This is a genomic window from Sandaracinaceae bacterium (assembly GCA_020633055.1).
In the GTDB taxonomy this organism is placed as follows: domain Bacteria; phylum Myxococcota_A; class Polyangia; order Polyangiales; family Houyiibacteriaceae; genus JADJJE01.
This window is the reverse complement of record JACKEJ010000012.1, coordinates 312,991-328,380: the sequence shown is the minus strand read 5'-3', so window position 1 is coordinate 328,380 and position 15,390 is coordinate 312,991. Positions and strand designations below refer to the sequence as shown.

The following is a 15,390-nucleotide window of genomic DNA, read 5'->3' as shown; positions in this document are numbered from 1 at the left end:
GGCGGGCGCGCAATGGCCACCACGCACACGGTTTTCTGTCATACTCCGCGCCCATGCTGTTGGTCGCGTGCTCCGGCTTTCCCGTCCCTGTCAGTCGCTATTGGGACGCATTCCCGGCCGTCGAGATCTCGGACACCGAGATCGCGATGCCTGGGCGAGGCTCCATCCGTCGTTGGACCCGTGAGTCTCCGGAAGACTTCGCCTTCTCCGTGCTGGCCCCCAAGCTGCTGGGGGACACGTCCTTCAAGAAGACGGCCGAGTCGGACGAGGCCCTGACTGCGGTCATGGCCCTGTGCACCGAGCTGAAGGCGCGCGCGCTGGTGTTCGGGGCCCCCGCTACGTTCACCCCCACCAAGACCAACCGGGCAGCGCTCAAGCGCATCGTCGGGCTGGCACCGCGCAAGGGTGGCCCTGCCCTCGTGTTCGACTTCCCCGCCTGGAAGCCGGCGCAGGTGCTGGAGGCGGCCCAATCCGATTCGGTCGTGGCGGCCTACGATCCCCTCCTGCACGAGCCGGTCGAAAGCGGCCCGCTGCGCTACATCCGCCTGGCGGGGCCCGCCGGGCACCGGAGTCGCTACGACGAACCCTCCATCGACCAGCTGTCCCAGCACATCAAGGCCCTCCCCGACGTGAGCAAGCGCGACACCTTCTGCGTGTTCTGCAACATCGACATGGAGACCAACGCCAACCAGCTGCTCGGGCGCCTGTCGGCCCGCTGAACGCGCCGATGACGTCGCCTTCTCATCCGCCCAGCAGCGACCGGTCGCACAGCGCCGCGACCGCGGGGTCGCACGGGGACGAACTCCTCGACGCCCCGGACGTCGAAGACGACGACGAGCTCGTCGCGGGACCGGGTGCAGCGCCCCCTGCCGCGCTGCGCATCCTCCTCCGCGAACAGGACGCGGGTGAGCGTCTGGACCGCGTGCTGGCCGAGCACGGCGACATGCCGTTCTCGCGCAGCGTCATCCAGCGCCTCATCGCGGAAGGGCGTGTCACGCTCGATGGAAAACCGGTGGATCGCAAGACGCTCGCCGCACCGCTGGGCGTGGTGCTGCTGCGCCCTGCCCCCCCGCCGCCCATGGAGGCGCTGCCCGAAGACCTGCCGCTCCGGGTCTTGTTCGAGGACGAGCACCTGATCGTCATCGACAAGGCAGCAGGGATGGTGGTGCACCCCGCGCCGGGGCATCCGACCGGCACGCTGGTGAACGCCCTGCTCCATCACGCCCAGCTGCACCCTTCGCTCCGTGAAGGGCACGCGCGCCCGGGCATCGTCCACCGCTTGGACAAGGACACCAGCGGGGTGATGGTGGCGGCCAAGACGCCCGAAGGGCACGAGGGGCTCGTCCGCCTGTTCCAGACCCACACCATCGAGCGGCGCTACGTGGCCATCGCCGTGGGGCCGCACCTGCGCACGCAGACGTTCGACACGCTGCATGGGCGGCACCCGCACGACCGCAAGCGCTTCAGCTCGACCGTGAACAAGGGCAAGCCCGCCATCACGCACGCCGCGCTGACGGAGCGGCTGCACGGTGGCGCGCTCATGACGCTGACCCTCGAGACCGGCCGCACGCACCAGATCCGCGTGCACCTGAGCGACGCCGGCACGCCGGTGCTGGCGGATCCGCTCTACGGGAAGAAGAGCCGCGACCCGCGTCTTCAGCGTGCCGAGGCCGCCATCGGCCGCCAGGCGCTGCACGCCGAGCTGCTGGGCTTCGTGCACCCCATCACGGGCGAACCCGTGCGGTTCGAGGCGCCCCCTCCGGCGGACTTCCAAGCCGCACTCGCCGAGCTACGCGGCTGAGCCGTCACCACATGACCGACTCGACGTGCCCCTTGCTGCGCACGAGGATGTCGATGATGGCGCGGTCGTAGAAGTTCTTCTCGAACAGCTCGGGGGCGACGCGGCTGCGGAACAGCGCGCGGCCCTCTTCGATCTCGCCCTCGAGCACGCTGAAGAGGTTGTCCCCCTTGATGCCCTCGACGATCTTGTCCTCGTTGTAGAGCGAGAGGTCGCTGGCGATGGCGCGCGACAAGCGGCGGGCCGCTTCTTCCGTTTCGATCAGAGCCATGACGCGATGTGTACCGCGTTCCCGGCGCCCATGTCAAAAGCGTGCGGAGAGGTAACGCAGGTAGGCCGACCCCGCGTGCTGAACGAAGTCGTTGCGCACGACCAGGTCCCCGAGCGCCCCCGTGGTGCCGCCGCGCATGGCCTCGGGTCGCCGCATGAGGTGCGTGGGGCCTGGCAGAAAGTGGTGCTGGAGGAGCGCTTGCACGCCCCGCTCCACCTGACGCTCGAGGTCGGGGTCCCGCGCGTCGCCATGCCAGCTGGCCAGCGCCGCGAAGGCCTCGGTGCGCGTGGCGGTGCCGCTCATCTGGGGCGGGATGATGGGCCCGAGGCCGTACGCTCCGGTCACGTCCCAGACCGTCTCCCCTTCGTCGTACTGCACGCGCCGCGAGAAGGCCGCCCAGCGGTCGCAGAAGTCGCGCACCTCGGGCAGCTCCGCGCCCAGCAGCGTCTGGTACTCACCGTACGCGATGCAGGTCCAGTGCTCCTCGCCCATCAGGTAGGGCTCGCCCAACGCGTCCCGCTCGGTCACCGCCAGGTAGCGCAGCAGCCTCGTCGCGGCGTCGCGGTCGGCCGGGTCCTCGCTGCTGGCCGCACCGCGCACCAGGGCCAACGCGGCCTCCCCGCTGAAGTACATGAGCTGCACGTCGATGGGCTCGCCACGCTCGAGGTCGAAGCCGTGCCGCATCTCCCCGTCAGGGCGCTGCTGGGCATGCAAGAAGGTCAGCAGGTCGCGCTGCAGCTGCGCCAGCTCGGGCGTGTCCGCCACCGCCCGCAGGTCGAACAAGGCCGCGGCGAAGAGCGCCGTGGAGCCAAACTCGGGCCCGTTCCATGTCACCACGCAGCGCGCTCCGTGCGGGCCGCAGGGACGCACCCGCTGGGTCAAGAAGCGCACGCCGCGCTCCGCGCCGAGCAGCGCGCGCGTGGACGGGAGCATGCGCGCCGCTTGGGCGAGGAAGTAGGCCACGCCAGCGTGACGGGTGAAGTCGTAACCCGCGTTGTTCGGGATGCCCCGGGCTGCGTCCACTTGATAGCCGAAGAGACCGTCGGCGCGCTGGAACCGGACGATGAACTCCACGCTGTCCACCACCGCCGCGCGCACGGCCGCCTCGCTCGCCTCGGGCAGGGGCCGGCGGTGAGTGGCGTCGCGGAACGGTGGATCCGTGAAGGTCGCGAAGCGCAGGACCTCGACGATGGGGTCGCCGGCTGGCTCCCCCGCCTCGAGCTGCGCGCCGAGACGCGCCACGATGGCCCCGAAGTCCGTGCCGAACTGGAACACGGGCATGGGCGCGAAGGGCACCGCGACGTGCGCGCCGCTCAGCTGCAGCACCGTCGGGGTCTCGACCGCGCGCGCATCACCCCGGGTCAGCAGCACGCCGTCGTGGAGCGGCGCGATCTGGAGCAGATGAAGCCAAGGCAGCGGCGACGGGCGCGAGCGACGCGTGGGCACGGAGACGACCCAGTGCCCGTCGGTGGGCAACGGCGTGCCGAAGCGCGCGAGCGCGCCCTCCACCGTCTCGTGCAGAGACTCCGTCCCGACGTACTGGGCGCGCGAGCGGCCCCCTCGGATGAGCTCCAGCACCACGGGCCCGGCCGCGACGTGCGCGGGTGCCTCGCCCTCCCCGCGCATGGCGGCGAAGGCCGCGCGCATCACGTCCTCGCTGGGCGCGTCTGCGGTGTGACCCATGGCGTAGGCCCGACCTCCCAGGAGCGCGAGCCCGAGCGCGGTGAGCGCGCCCAACAGCAGCCCGCGCAGACGGCGCGCCGCGCGGGCCGCGTCACCTCCGTGAACCCGCGTCAGGTGCGCCAGCTGGAGCGCCGGGAAGACGATCACGTAGGGAAAGAAAAGCAGCAACCCGAACACCATGAAGCCCGCCCCGACCGGACCGATGGGGCCGAAGCGTCCGCTGATGTCCGCCGCCGTGAGGGTCAAGAGTCCGAGGAAGCCGAGACCCAACAGCATGCGCAGCGCGATGGCCCAGCCCGCCACCCGCGCCCCCGCCAGCCCGCCACGCAGCAGCGCGAGGGCGGACACGCAGAACGAGAGCGCGAGCAGCCCGAGGGGCAGGTCGAACGGGAGATAGCGCGCGGGCAGCACCTGGAGCGCGAAGCCCAGGACGAGCAGGAGCCCCAGCGCGTCGACCAGGGCCAGCCACGGGTGGCGCGTCACGACCCGCGCAGGCCCTCGGGGGAACGGGCGCGAAAGCCGATGTCCCGGCGCAGCATCTTGCCGTCGAAGGCGATGGCGTCCGCGGCGCGGTAGGCCCGCTCGGCCGCCTGGTCGAACGTCTCGCCAACAGCCGTGACGGTGAGCACGCGGCCGCCCTTGGTGACCAGCTGTCCGTCCCGCTCGTCGGTGCCGGCGTGGAACACCTGCACGCCCTCGACCTGCGCCGCCGCGTCCAGCCCGGTGATGACCTTGCCCGTCTCGTAGGCGCCCGGATAGCCCCCCGACGCGAGCACCACGCACAGGCTGACGGGGGCGTCCCAGGCGGGCGTCACAGCGCTCAGGTCGCCGCGGGCCGAGCCCTGCAGCAGGGGCAGGATGGACCCGCTCCAGCGCATCATCATGCTCTCGCACTCGGGGTCGCCGAAGCGCGTGTTGTACTCGAGCACGAGCGGCTCTCCGTCGACGATCATCAGCCCCACGAAGAGCGCCCCGCGGAAGGGGTGCCCCTCGGCGCGCATGCCCGCGAGGGTGGGCTCGACCACGCGCGCGAGGGTCTTCTGCAGCACGGCGTCGGTGAACACCGGCGGCGGCGAGTAGGCGCCCATGCCACCCGTGTTGGGTCCCTGGTCGCCGTCGAACGCGCGCTTGTGGTCCTGCGCGGGCGCGAGCGCCACGTAGCGCTCGCCGTCGCACACGACGTGGAAGCTGACCTCTTCGCCCACCAGGCATTCTTCGACGAGCACGCGCGCGCCGGCACCGCCGAACTCGCGCTGACGCATGATGCGGTCGACGGCGTCCGCCGCCTCGTCGCCGTCCTTGGCCACCGTGACGCCCTTGCCCGCCGCGAGGCCGTCGGCCTTCACCACCAGCGGACGACCGGCGCCGCGCACGTAGGCCTCGGCCTCGTCTGCGTCGTCGAACACGCGGAAGCCAGCGGTGGGCACGTCGTGCCGCGCCATGAACTCCTTGGAGAAGATCTTGGAGCCCTCGAGCTGCGCCTGGAAGCGAGGCGGCCCGAAGGCCTCGATGCCCGCTGCAGTGAGCGCGTCGATCGCGCCGTCGACCAGCGGGGCCTCGGGGCCGACCACCACGAAGTCGGCAGAGACCTCACGGGCCAGCGCGACGACGGCCTCGGGGGTGGCCTTGGGCAGCGGGCGCCGCTCGGCCACGGCGCTCATGCCCGCGTTGCCGGGGGCGACCACCACGGACGTGCCCTCGTCCTGCGAGAGCTTCCACGCCAGGGCGTGCTCACGCGCGCCGCTTCCGATGACCAAGACCTTCATGGGTGACCTCTGCGCTCAGTGACGGAAGTGCCGGACGCCCGTGAACACCATCGCCAGCCCGGCGGCGTCGGCGGCCGCGATGATGGCGTCGTCGTTCTTGGAGCCACCGGGGTGAGCTACGGCGGTGATGCCCGCGGCGGCAGCGGCCTCGATGCCGTCCGGGAACGGGAAGAACGCGTCGGACGCCATGACCGCGCCCTGCGACAGCTCGCCCGCCTTCTCGGACGCGATCTTCACGGCCGTGACGCGCGCCATCTGCCCGGCGCCGACGCCCACCGTGCGGTCGGGCTTGGCGAAGATGATGGCGTTGCTCTTCACGTGCTTGCACACGCGCCAGGCGAACTGGAGGGCGGCCCACTCGTCCTTGGTGGGCTCACGCTTGGTGACCACCTTGGCGTCGCGCACCTCCACGCCACCCGTGGCGTCGCGGTCCTGCACCACCACGCCGCCGCTGATGCGCTTGTAGTGGAGCGCGCTGTGCTCGGGCCCCAGCCACGCGCCCGTGGCGAGGATGCGCAGGTTGCTCTTCTTCTTGAGCTTGGCCAGCGCCTCGTCGTCGTAGCCCGGCGCGATGACGCACTCGATGAAGGTCTCGGCCAGCGCGCCTGCGGTGGCCAGGTCCACGCGCTGGTTGAGCGCCACGATGCCGCCGAACGCGCTCTGCGAGTCGGCCTCGCGCGCCACGCGGTACGCCTCTTCGAGGGTCGCGCCGCGCGCCACGCCGCACGGGTTGGTGTGCTTGACCACCACGGCCGCGGGGCCCTCGGTGAACTCGCGCACGGCGTCCAGCGCGGCGTCGACGTCCACCAGGTTGTTGAACGAGAGCTCCTTGCCGCCCTCGTCGAGCGACTCGGCCAAGGCCAGGCTGCCCGGCTCGGCGTCGCGGTCGATGTAGAACGCGCCCTTCTGGTGGGGGTTCTCGCCGTAGCGCACGTCGTAGCCCTTGCGGAAGCTCAGGGTGAGCGTGCCCGGGTACTCGGAGCCCTCTTCGCGGGTCATGTAGGCCGCGATGGCGCCGTCGTAGGCCGCCGTGTGCGTGAAGGCCTTGGCGGCCAGCTCGGCGCGCAGAGCCAGCGTGGTCTCCCCGTTGCCGGTGATGGCCTCGAGCACGCGCCCGTAGTCGGCGGGCTCGGTCACGATGGTGACGCGGCTGTGGTTCTTCGCGGCGCTGCGCACCATCGACGGCCCACCGATGTCGATGTTCTCGATGATCTCGTCGTGCGCGGCGCCCGCGGCCACCGTCTTCTCGAACGGGTACAGGTTCACGCACACGAGCCCGATGGGCTTGCCGCCGATGCTGGCGAGGGCCGCGCGGTCCTCGTCGAGGTCACGCATGAGGATGCCGCCGTGCACTCGCGGGTGCAGGGTCTTGACGCGCCCGTCCATGATCTCGGGCGACTGGGTGTACTCGGAGACGTCGACGACCGTCAGGCCCGCGTCGCGCAGCGCCTTCGCGGTGCCCCCCGTGGAGAGAATCTCGATGCCGAGAGCGGCCAGCCCCTTGGCAAAATCCACGACTCCGGTCTTGTCCGAGACCGACACCAACGCTCGTTCGATGCGCACGACGCTACCTCCAGCTCGGCGCAGCCGACGGTGACCACGCGCAGGGAGCTGCCCGTATAGCGTCTTGTGGGAAGCGGTCAAACCGAGGTGGACCACAAGCCGCCTGGGCCATCCCATGCGCGTCACTCGGGGACACGCTATGACCTCGGATGAGCGCCCCCACGCCCTCGTCCGCCGAAGCCTTCCGCCGCGCGCTAGACGCCAGCGTCTCCGGTCAGGGAGGCTCCCCTCTCGAGCCAGACGCGAGCGGCGCGTTCACGGGCGAGGCCTTCTTCGGCGCGGCGCTGGCCGGCCCCCCGGGACGCCTGCACGGAGGGCTGCACGCCTATGCGCGGATCGTGTCCGTGCTGCGCGCCCTGCGTGGCGCCGAGGCCGTCCCGAGCGCGTTCCCCCTGCGCTGCGCGCTGCGCCTCGAACGGCCGCTGATGCTCGAGACCCCCACCCCCTTCACGGGCACGTACCAGCCAAGCGAGCACGGCTTCTCGCTGACCACGCGCTTCACCGACTCGCCCAAGCTGGACGCCAGCGCCGAGAGCGCGGCACCCCTCGGCGAGGCCGACGCGCAGCCCTTCCGTGAGGTGCTCACACGCTGCACGAACGAGCCGAGCCGCACGCTGATGATCCGCGACTCGTTCCCCGTCACGGCCTACCCGAGCGCGTGCGTCATGACGCTGGACGAGGCGTTCCTCGCGCGCCCCGGGAACGAGCTGCGCGCGGCGCTGCCCCTGGACGACACCCTCGACGCGGCCTTCGCATGCATCGCGCTCGACTGGATGGGCGCGATCGGGATGGGCGTGCGCTGGCAGGCGCGCCTGTACACGACCAACCTGCGCCTGCAGCTGGACGTCGAGCGCCTGCCGCGCTCGGAGCCCCTCCTGGTGGTGGTCGACTGCACGCGCCCCGAGGTGGACGCCGAGCAGACCCTCGAGCCGGTGGTCCTGCGCGGCGAGCCCGTGCGCGCGACGTCGCTGCCCGTGGCCCTGCTCTCCGCGGACCACCAGCGCATTTACGCCGCGGGCCGGGTGACCATGCTGCCTTGGGCGGGCCAGACCGAGCGCCTGGGCGCGCCACCGTCGGAGTGAAGGAGACGCCGCTAATCCCTGCTTATGGGCACCCCGGACTAAAGTCCGGGGCAGCGATCTCAGGTGATCGCCCGCTCGAAGTCCGCCCCCTTCGGAGGCGGACTGCGTCTCGTCAACTGCTGTCGGGTGTTCGGCGGGAGGGCTGCGTTCTTGGATTGCGGCGCCGAGCAAGACAGTCCTCCCCCTTGTGGGGAGGACTTTGGAGAGTGCCCGGCGGTAGCCGGGCTCTCGGAAGGATGCTGCCCCGGACTTCAGGCCGGGATGCGCCTATTCTGGGACACGGTCGCTCTCAATACAGCCTCTTTGGTTCGGGGTGCCCTCATTCAGCCCGGGGGGCCGCCGTCGATCTCGTCGCCCGCGCGCATCTTGGCCACGGTGGCCGCCGCCCAGCTCGCGTAGTCGCCGGCTTCGATCGCGGCGCGCGCGGCGCGCATGAGCTCACCGTAGAAGTGCAGGTTGTGCTGCGTCAGCAGGCGCGGCAGCAGCATCTCGTTGGCCTTGTAGAGGTGCCGCAGATAGCCGCGCGAGAACGTCGCGCACACGCTGCAGCCGCACTCGGGGGAGAGCGCGGCGTCGTCCTCCGTGTGACGCGCCTGCTTGATGTTCACGCGGCCGTGCCACGTCAGCGCCTGCCCGTTGCGCGCATTGCGCGTGGGCAGGACGCAGTCGAACAGGTCGATGCCCGAGCCGACGGCCTCGATCAGGTCGTAGGGGGTGCCCACTCCCATCAGGTAGCGCGGCTTGCCGCTGGGCATGGCGGGCCCGAGCGTCTCGAGCAGCGCGTACATGGTCTCGATGGGCTCACCGACGGAGAACCCGCCCATGGCGAGGCCGTCGAAGGGCAGCGCGCCGATGTCGTCCATGTGCGCGCGGCGCAGGTCTTCGTGCACGCCCCCCTGCACGATGCCGAAGCGGGCCTGCCCCTCTGCGGCGGGCGCCGCCAAGCAGCGCGAGGCCCAGGCCGTGGTCAGGCGCATGGCCTGCTCGATCTCGCGGCGCTCCGCCGCGCCAGGCGGGCACACGTCCAGCACCATGGCCACGTCGGAGCGCAGCAGGCGCTGCACGCGCATGGACTCCTCGGGCGTCAGCCGCTTGGGCTCGCCCGTGAGGTGCGAGCGGAAGGTCACGCCGTCGTCGTCGATCTTGCGGCGCGAGGCGAGCGAGAACACCTGGAAGCCCCCGCTGTCCGTGAGCATGGCGTGCGGCCAGCCCATGAAGCGCGGTGTGCCCCCGAAGCGGTCGACCAGCTCGGGGCCCGGCCTCAGCCACAAGTGATAGGTGTTCGCGAGGATGATGCGCGCGCCGGTGGACTCCACCTCGGCGGGCGTCAGCCCCTTGACGCTGGCCTGCGTCCCCACGGGCATGAACACGGGCGTCTCCACCACGGCGCGCGGCGTGGTGAAGCGCGCGCGACGGGCGGCACCGGACGTCGCCAGCACCTCGAACGAGAAGCCGGATGTGGGCAAGGCGTGCGCGCTCATGAGCGGGCTCGGGTCAGCAGCATCGCGTCTCCATAGCTGAAGAAGCGGTACTGGGCCCGGACGGCCTCGGCATAGGCGGCGCGCAGCGTGTCTTCGCCGGCGAACGCCATCACCAGCGCCAGCAGCGTGCTGCGCGGCAGGTGGAAGTTGGTGACCAACGTGTCGACGACGCGGAACGGATACGGCGGGCGGATGAAGAGCGCCGTGTCGCCCTGCCCTGCGCGCACCACCTCGTCCGCAGTTGCCTCGAGCGCGGCGGCCTCGAGGGTGCGCACCACGGTGGTACCGACCGCCAGCACGGGGCGCCCGGCAGCCTTCGCGCGACGCACGGCCTCGGCCGTCTCGGCAGGCAGGTCGTAGCGCTCCCGATGCATCACGTGCTCGTCCAGCGTGGCCGCCTTCACGGGCCGGAAGGTCCCGGGCCCCACGTGCAAGGTGACGTACGCGAACTCGTGCCCCGCCGCGAGCAGCGCGTCCCGCAGCGCGGGAGTGAAGTGCAGACCCGCCGTGGGCGCCGCCACCGCACCCGGTGTCTTGGCGAAGACGGTCTGGTAGCGCTCGGCGTCGGCGCGCTCGGGCGCGCGCTCGATGTACGGCGGCAGCGGCAGCTCGCCCACCGCGTCGAGGGCGGCGATGACGCTGGCGTGCTGCAGCGGCTCGAGGGCGACCTGCAGCTGCCCCTCGCCCAGACGCTCGAGGACCTCGGCGCGCAGCGCGTCACCGAAGCGCAGCACGTGCCCGGGCTTCAGCGGCTTGTTCGCCTTGCCGAGAGCCAGCCAGACCTCGCGTCGCGCCTGCCCGGGTGTCGCGCCCGCGACGTCTTGCACGGGCTCGAGGAGCAGCAGCTCGGCCTTGCCACCGCTCTCACGCGAGCCGCGCAGGCGCGCGGGGATGACGCGCGCGTCGTTCCAGACGATCAAGGAAGGCTCGAGCAACGCGGGCAGCTCGGCCACGCCGCGATGGCGCTGCGCCTCCGGCAGGTGCGGCACCAGCAGACGCGCCGCGTCGCGCGCGGCCGTCGGGTGCTGTGCGATCAGCGCCTCTGGCAGATCGTAGTCGAGGTCTTCGATGCGCATGGGCGCCCCTTCTACCGCAAGGCAACCAGCGAGCCACCCCGCATGCCCACGTAGACCGTGCCGTCCACGCCGATGACGGGCGCGGACTGTGGCCCGCCACCACTGAGACGTGTGCGCCAGCGCTCCTGTCCCGCGGCGTCGAGCGCGACGAGCAAGCCGTCCCGGGTGAGGCTGAGCGCCACCCCGGCGGCGTCCACCACGACGAAGTGGGCGAGCTCCAACGGAAAGCGCCACAGCTCCGCGCCGGAGGCGTTCACGCTGAGCACGCCGGTGCCCAAGACGGACGCACGCACGCTGCCGTCCGCGGCGATCGCCAGGCCCCCGTGCGTGACAGGACCCGCTGGAGAAGCCGGCACGCGCACGCGCACGCCGCCGCGGGCCTCGAACGCCACCAGCTCGCGCCGCGTCAGCATCCACACCGTTCCGTCGAGCGCCACCGCAGGGCCCGCGACTGGCGGCTCGCCCAAGAGCTCGCGTCTCAGCACGCGCCCGTCCTCGCTGAACACCACCAGCTCCTGGGTGGTGGCCGCCACGAGCTCTCCCGCCGGGGTCCGCGCGATGGGTGAGTGCGCCCGCGAGGCGACAGGCAGCGCGAAGTGCTCTCGCCCCGTGGCGTCCACGCGCAGCACGCGCGCCCCAGCGCTGACGACCACGGAGCTGTCCTCGAGCGCGAGCGGCGCGTGAGGGGAGAGCCCCGCCACGGGGACGCGCGTGAGCCCCGAGAGCGCGCGGTCGAAGAACGCGAGACCGTCCGTCTCCGCGACGACGTACCCGTCCCCAGGCGTCAGCGACACCCCTCCACCACCACGGAGCGACACGCCATGCGGCCCCACCGTCCCCGCGGCATCGACATGCGCGGCCGCGTCCCCGGCGACCGCGAGCAAGAGGTTGTTGGTGAGCGCGATGGGGGCCGCGACCGCCCCGCTGCCGACCATGGCGGTGTACAGGACGCTGGGCTCGCGCGCGGGCAGGCGCGCCAAGCTCCGCCCGTCGCGCGTGGTGCGCGCCCCCTCCGTGACGCTCGGGTGGCTCCGAGCGACCCCGAACGGCAGCTCTTGATACACGCCGATGGTGACCGGGCGGGCTCGGGCCGCGGGACGAACCGTCGTGAGCAGGCTGCCGACCCCGAGCAGCAGCGCGAGCGCGTACATGCGCGGAGCACGCCGGCGGACGGTCGGGGACCGGCGCTCAGCCACCGTCCACCCCCGCGAACACCTCGAGCGTGTAGGGAGTCAGCGGCATGGCTGGCGCCGTGTCGTGCGCGTTCATGTCCACGGAGACTTCGAAGCAGGTCTGCCCCGAGAGGACACGCAGATCCTTCACGCTCTCACCCTCCCCGACGCCCTCCTCGTCGATCTTGACGCTGGACTCGTCTGCCCGCTGCACGACACGCAGCACCAGGTCGAGCCCCGGCACGCCGCTGACGCGCGCGCCCACGCGGTCGGCCGAGCCGTCGACACAGTACAGGTCCACGTCGTTCCGCCACCCAATCCGTCCTTGGACGGTACCCATGAGCGGCACGCGGCCAGCGGCCTCGAGCGCGTCGTTCGGCTCGTGCTCCTCGTCGGCGGCGGGCGTGCGGACGCTCCACACCAGCGTGTAGGCGTCGCTGATGTTCTCGACGGGCAACGCGCCGGGGGTCACGCGCTGGCGCACGCGCACGAGGTAGTCGTCGTCCTGCACGGGGAACGCGAGGATGGACTCTCCCTCCCCGACGCCCGCCGCGTCCACCTCGATGGCCGGGACGCCGCTGCCGACACGCACCAGGGCGAGCACGATGTCCACGTTGGGCACGCCAGACACCACGACGTCCAGGTGCTGGCGGCCCGCGCCGCGGCGCTGAAGGCGGTAGAAGTCCACGTCGCCTTCGGTCTCCGAGAGGCGCCGGCCGAGATGCGCCGAGAGCACCAGGTCGCGGTCGATGCGCGAGGCCTGCGCGGGCTCGTGGTTGGGCTCCCGCTCTTCGGTCGGAGGCTGCAGACTCTTGAGATAGCGCCGCCCGTAGATCACGCCCAGTACCACCAAGGCAGTGAGCAGCAGCGTCCCCAAGACGTAGGCCGCAGCGCCGCGTCGCTGGATGCGAGCCTCGTACCCCTCTACGTCCCCGCGCGTCGCCAGCTGTGCCATGCGACGACGCCCGGACGAGCTCATCTCGGCCGTCTGCAGCACGAAGCTCGGGTCCGTCAGGTCGTAGCCCGCCGCGCCCAGGTACTCGCCGAGCGCCGCCCGCAGCGCGTCGGCGTCCGGGTAGCGGTCGCGCGCCTCTTTCTGCATGGCGCGACCGATGATGGCGTCGGCCTCGGGGGGCAGCCCCGGCTTCTTCTGGGATGGCGGGACCAGATCCTCCGTGAGGTGCTTGGTGAGCACGCCCATGGGGGTGCTGGCCACGAACGGCGGGGACCCGGTGACGGCCTTGTACATCATCGCGCCGATGGCGTAGACGTCGCCGCGCGGGTCCACCTCGTCCCCGCGGATCTGCTCGGGCGACATGTAGTAGGGCGTGCCTACGATGGCCCCCGCGCGCGTGACCGTGTTGCCGGCCTGCGTGTCGCGCAGCTTGGCGAGCCCGAAGTCCAGCACCTTGGCCGTCTCGCCCTGGTCCGGCCGCGTGACGATCATCACGTTCTCGGGCTTGAGGTCGCGGTGCACGATGCCGAGCTGGTGCGCCTCGGCCACCGATGCGCACACCTGCGCCGTGAGCCGCGCCACGCGCGCGAAGTCGAGCGGGCCCGCGTCCCGGATGAGCTGCCCGAAGTCACGGCCGTCGACGTACTCCATGACGAGGTACATCAGCCCTTGGCTGGATCCGAAGTCGAACACCTGCACGGTGTTGGGGTGGCTGAGCTTCGAGGCCGCCTCGGCCTCGCGCCGGAAGCGCTTGATGGTGTCGCGGTCGCGCGCCAGCTCCCCGTGCAGCAGCTTCATCGCCATGACCTTGCCGATGTGGACGTGCTCCACGCGGTAGACCACGCCCATGCCGCCACGCCCGAGGAACTGCAGGATGCGGTAGCGGTCGGCGATGATGCGACCCACCAAGGGGTCGGCCATGACCTCGTGCCCCAACGCCTGACTGTCGGTGGTGAGCTCGTGCCCGCACGCCCCGCAGAAGCGCGCCTCCATCGAATTGGGGCGTCCGCACTCCGTGCAGGGGCGCTGTTCGAGGGTCTTGGCAGTGGCTCTGGGGTCCATCGTTTCGGTCAGCGGGCCGGCAGCACGAAGCGGGCGTCGACGCGCGGCACGGTCATGGTGCCTTCGCCGGAGCGGGGCCGGAAGCTTTGTTCGCCCGCGACCTCGCCGATGACCCGCACCCAAGCGCCGACGGTCGCGTCGGTCGCTGCGGGGTACGTGACCCACAGCGCGCAGGCCTGCCCACCGCCGCAGTTGCGGTCCATCATCTGCAGCACGCTGCGCCCCTCGTGGACGTCCACGTGATAGACGCGCCCCTCGAGCGCGACGCTCTGGCCGCGGTAGATGGTGGGGTTTTGTGCGATGCGCGCGTAGGTCAACGTGCGGTCCACCGGGTAGCGCGCGGCCTCGGCGGCCAGGTCGGCCACGCGGCGCACGACGATCTCGCGCTGGCGCGGCGCGAAGCCGGGCTGTCGCGCCATCAGCTGCAGACGGTACTCGCGCACCTCGGGCAACGGGACGCGCTGCAGGAAGCGGCCTTCGCGCAGCGTCAGGGGCGTGCCGTCCAGTGTGACCGTGGCCGCCGCGTCGGCGCTGCCGGCCACCTCCACCGCGTCGTGGTCGGTCACCAGCTCGTCCCCCGGGCGGTCGAGCCCCAGCGTCGCGTAGGGGACGCGCGTGGTGATGCGCCCCGTCTCGGTACCGCCCGCGGGGGAGCGCACCTCGAAGCGGACGATGCGCTCGATGCCCTCGTCGTCGGCCGAGGCGACCACGGGGTAGTCGTGCTGGCCGCGCCCGTTCGCATCCAGCGTCACGGGGTGCCCGTCGATCGCGATCGAGGCGCCTGGCTGGACCTCCACCGCATAGCGCAGCACCGGGGGACGCTGCTCGAGCGCGCTGAGATCCGCGCGCACGCGGTAGGTCACCACCAGGGTCAGGGGCAGCTCCTCGGTCGACCCGTCCGACGCGACCAGCACGAGCGGCAGCTCGTTGGGCCCGACGTGCAGCGTGTCGGACGAGAGCGGCAGGTTCGCCTGACCCGCCTGGAGAGGCGCTTCCTGACCCGCCAAGCGCACGCGAGATCCCGCCTCGGCGGTGGGCACCTGCACCTGAAGGACCTCGCCGGCATCCGTTTGGACGACCGCCGCGCGCACCTCGGGGGGGCCACCCAAGAACGCGAAGGCCAATGCCACCAACGCGCCCACGACCAACAGCGCCACCAACACCGCTGCGATGATCAGCGGGGCCTTGCTCTTCGGCAGCTCGGGCGGGGCGTCGTCGTCCCGGGGGCGGGGAGGCACGGGCACCATGCCGTAGTTGGCCGACGCTCGGGCGCGGCCGGGGCGCTGGTCCTCCGTGGACTCTGCGGGCGCGGGCGGGGCCTCGAGCGCGGTGTCGCCCACCATGGTGAGGCCCATCCCGGGCCGCGACTTGCGGCGCGTGCGCGCGTCGGTGGGAGATGAGTCACGGGCAGGAGCGGCGGCAGCGGCCTTCTGCGCCTCTGCGGCGCGAGCGGCCTCCGCGACGGACGCCGCAGGCATCCC

Annotated in this window: 12 protein-coding genes; 3 read left to right on the top strand and 9 right to left on the bottom strand. The window is 71.9% G+C overall.

The features are described from left to right. The first annotated feature begins 53 nt into the window (after positions 1-53). Both H6726_27750 and H6726_27745 read left to right on the top strand, forming a co-directional pair. Positions 54-719, top strand: a complete 666-nt coding sequence (locus tag H6726_27750; protein ID MCB9661473.1) for a DUF72 domain-containing protein — start codon at positions 54-56, stop codon at positions 717-719. A gap of 8 nt (positions 720-727) precedes the next feature. Next, positions 728-1,801, top strand: a complete 1,074-nt coding sequence (locus H6726_27745) for an RluA family pseudouridine synthase (GenBank protein ID MCB9661472.1) — start codon at positions 728-730, stop codon at positions 1,799-1,801. Between the two features lie 4 nt (positions 1,802-1,805). On the opposite strand, the gene H6726_27740 is transcribed toward H6726_27745, so the two are convergent. Genes H6726_27740 through purH form a run of 4 tightly spaced genes read right to left on the bottom strand, consistent with a single transcriptional unit; the run spans position 1,806 to position 7,198 of the window. Continuing rightward, positions 1,806-2,069, bottom strand: a complete 264-nt coding sequence (locus tag H6726_27740; GenBank protein MCB9661471.1) for a hypothetical protein — start codon at positions 2,067-2,069, stop codon at positions 1,806-1,808. A 33-nt stretch (positions 2,070-2,102) separates the two neighbouring features. Beyond that, a complete protein-coding gene (locus H6726_27735; GenBank protein MCB9661470.1) occupies positions 2,103-4,235 on the bottom strand; it encodes a hypothetical protein in 2,133 nt (710 codons plus the stop codon). After that, positions 4,232-5,518 carry a phosphoribosylamine--glycine ligase gene (purD, locus tag H6726_27730; protein ID MCB9661469.1) on the bottom strand — a complete coding sequence of 429 codons (1,287 nt, stop codon included), beginning with the start codon at positions 5,516-5,518 and terminating at the stop codon, positions 4,232-4,234. Before purD ends, H6726_27735 begins: the two co-directional genes overlap by 4 nt. 15 nt (positions 5,519-5,533) lie before the next feature. Beyond that, a complete protein-coding gene (gene purH / locus H6726_27725) occupies positions 5,534-7,198 on the bottom strand; it encodes a bifunctional phosphoribosylaminoimidazolecarboxamide formyltransferase/IMP cyclohydrolase (protein MCB9661468.1) in 1,665 nt (554 codons plus the stop codon). 32 nt (positions 7,199-7,230) lie between these two features. Between purH and H6726_27720 the strand changes: the two genes are divergently transcribed. Continuing rightward, on the top strand, positions 7,231-8,163 hold the full coding sequence (locus tag H6726_27720; GenBank protein MCB9661467.1) for a hypothetical protein: 933 nt from the start codon (positions 7,231-7,233) through the stop codon (positions 8,161-8,163). Positions 8,164-8,486: 323 nt separating this feature from the next. On the opposite strand, the gene tgt is transcribed toward H6726_27720, so the two are convergent. The 5 genes from tgt to H6726_27695 are packed head-to-tail and all read right to left on the bottom strand — an operon-like array spanning position 8,487 to position 15,387. Then, entirely contained in the window at positions 8,487-9,644 is a 1,158-nt protein-coding gene (tgt, locus tag H6726_27715) for a tRNA guanosine(34) transglycosylase Tgt (protein ID MCB9661466.1), read from the bottom strand. Then, positions 9,641-10,720 carry a tRNA preQ1(34) S-adenosylmethionine ribosyltransferase-isomerase QueA gene (gene queA / locus H6726_27710; protein MCB9661465.1) on the bottom strand — a complete coding sequence of 360 codons (1,080 nt, stop codon included), beginning with the start codon at positions 10,718-10,720 and terminating at the stop codon, positions 9,641-9,643. The genes tgt and queA overlap by 4 nt, the downstream gene beginning before the upstream one ends. 11 nt (positions 10,721-10,731) lie before the next feature. Next, a complete protein-coding gene (locus tag H6726_27705) occupies positions 10,732-11,871 on the bottom strand; it encodes a PQQ-binding-like beta-propeller repeat protein (GenBank protein ID MCB9661464.1) in 1,140 nt (379 codons plus the stop codon). Positions 11,872-11,908: 37 nt separating this feature from the next. Then, positions 11,909-13,909, bottom strand: a complete 2,001-nt coding sequence (locus H6726_27700) for a protein kinase (GenBank protein MCB9661463.1) — start codon at positions 13,907-13,909, stop codon at positions 11,909-11,911. 8 nt (positions 13,910-13,917) lie between these two features. After that, positions 13,918-15,387: a hypothetical protein gene (locus tag H6726_27695; protein ID MCB9661462.1), complete on the bottom strand. Its 1,470-nt coding sequence runs from the start codon at positions 15,385-15,387 to the stop codon at positions 13,918-13,920. Between the last annotated feature and the right edge of the window lie 3 nt (positions 15,388-15,390).

What these genes read in the sequence shown, in the direction of transcription:
- H6726_27750 (MCB9661473.1), top strand. Translation starts at nt 54, where the DNA reads ATGCTGTTGGTCGCGTGCTCCGGCTTTCCCGTCCCTGTCAGTCGCTAT.
- H6726_27745 (MCB9661472.1), top strand. Translation starts at nt 728, where the DNA reads ATGACGTCGCCTTCTCATCCGCCCAGCAGCGACCGGTCGCACAGCGCC.
- H6726_27740 (MCB9661471.1), bottom strand. Translation starts at nt 2,069, where the DNA reads ATGGCTCTGATCGAAACGGAAGAAGCGGCCCGCCGCTTGTCGCGCGCC.
- purD (MCB9661469.1), bottom strand. Translation starts at nt 5,518, where the DNA reads ATGAAGGTCTTGGTCATCGGAAGCGGCGCGCGTGAGCACGCCCTGGCG.
- purH (MCB9661468.1), bottom strand. Translation starts at nt 7,198, where the DNA reads ATGGGATGGCCCAGGCGGCTTGTGGTCCACCTCGGTTTGACCGCTTCC.
- H6726_27720 (MCB9661467.1), top strand. Translation starts at nt 7,231, where the DNA reads ATGAGCGCCCCCACGCCCTCGTCCGCCGAAGCCTTCCGCCGCGCGCTA.
- tgt (MCB9661466.1), bottom strand. Translation starts at nt 9,644, where the DNA reads ATGAGCGCGCACGCCTTGCCCACATCCGGCTTCTCGTTCGAGGTGCTG.
- queA (MCB9661465.1), bottom strand. Translation starts at nt 10,720, where the DNA reads ATGCGCATCGAAGACCTCGACTACGATCTGCCAGAGGCGCTGATCGCA.
- H6726_27705 (MCB9661464.1), bottom strand. Translation starts at nt 11,871, where the DNA reads ATGTACGCGCTCGCGCTGCTGCTCGGGGTCGGCAGCCTGCTCACGACG.
- H6726_27700 (MCB9661463.1), bottom strand. Translation starts at nt 13,909, where the DNA reads ATGGACCCCAGAGCCACTGCCAAGACCCTCGAACAGCGCCCCTGCACG.
- H6726_27695 (MCB9661462.1), bottom strand. Translation starts at nt 15,387, where the DNA reads ATGCCTGCGGCGTCCGTCGCGGAGGCCGCTCGCGCCGCAGAGGCGCAG.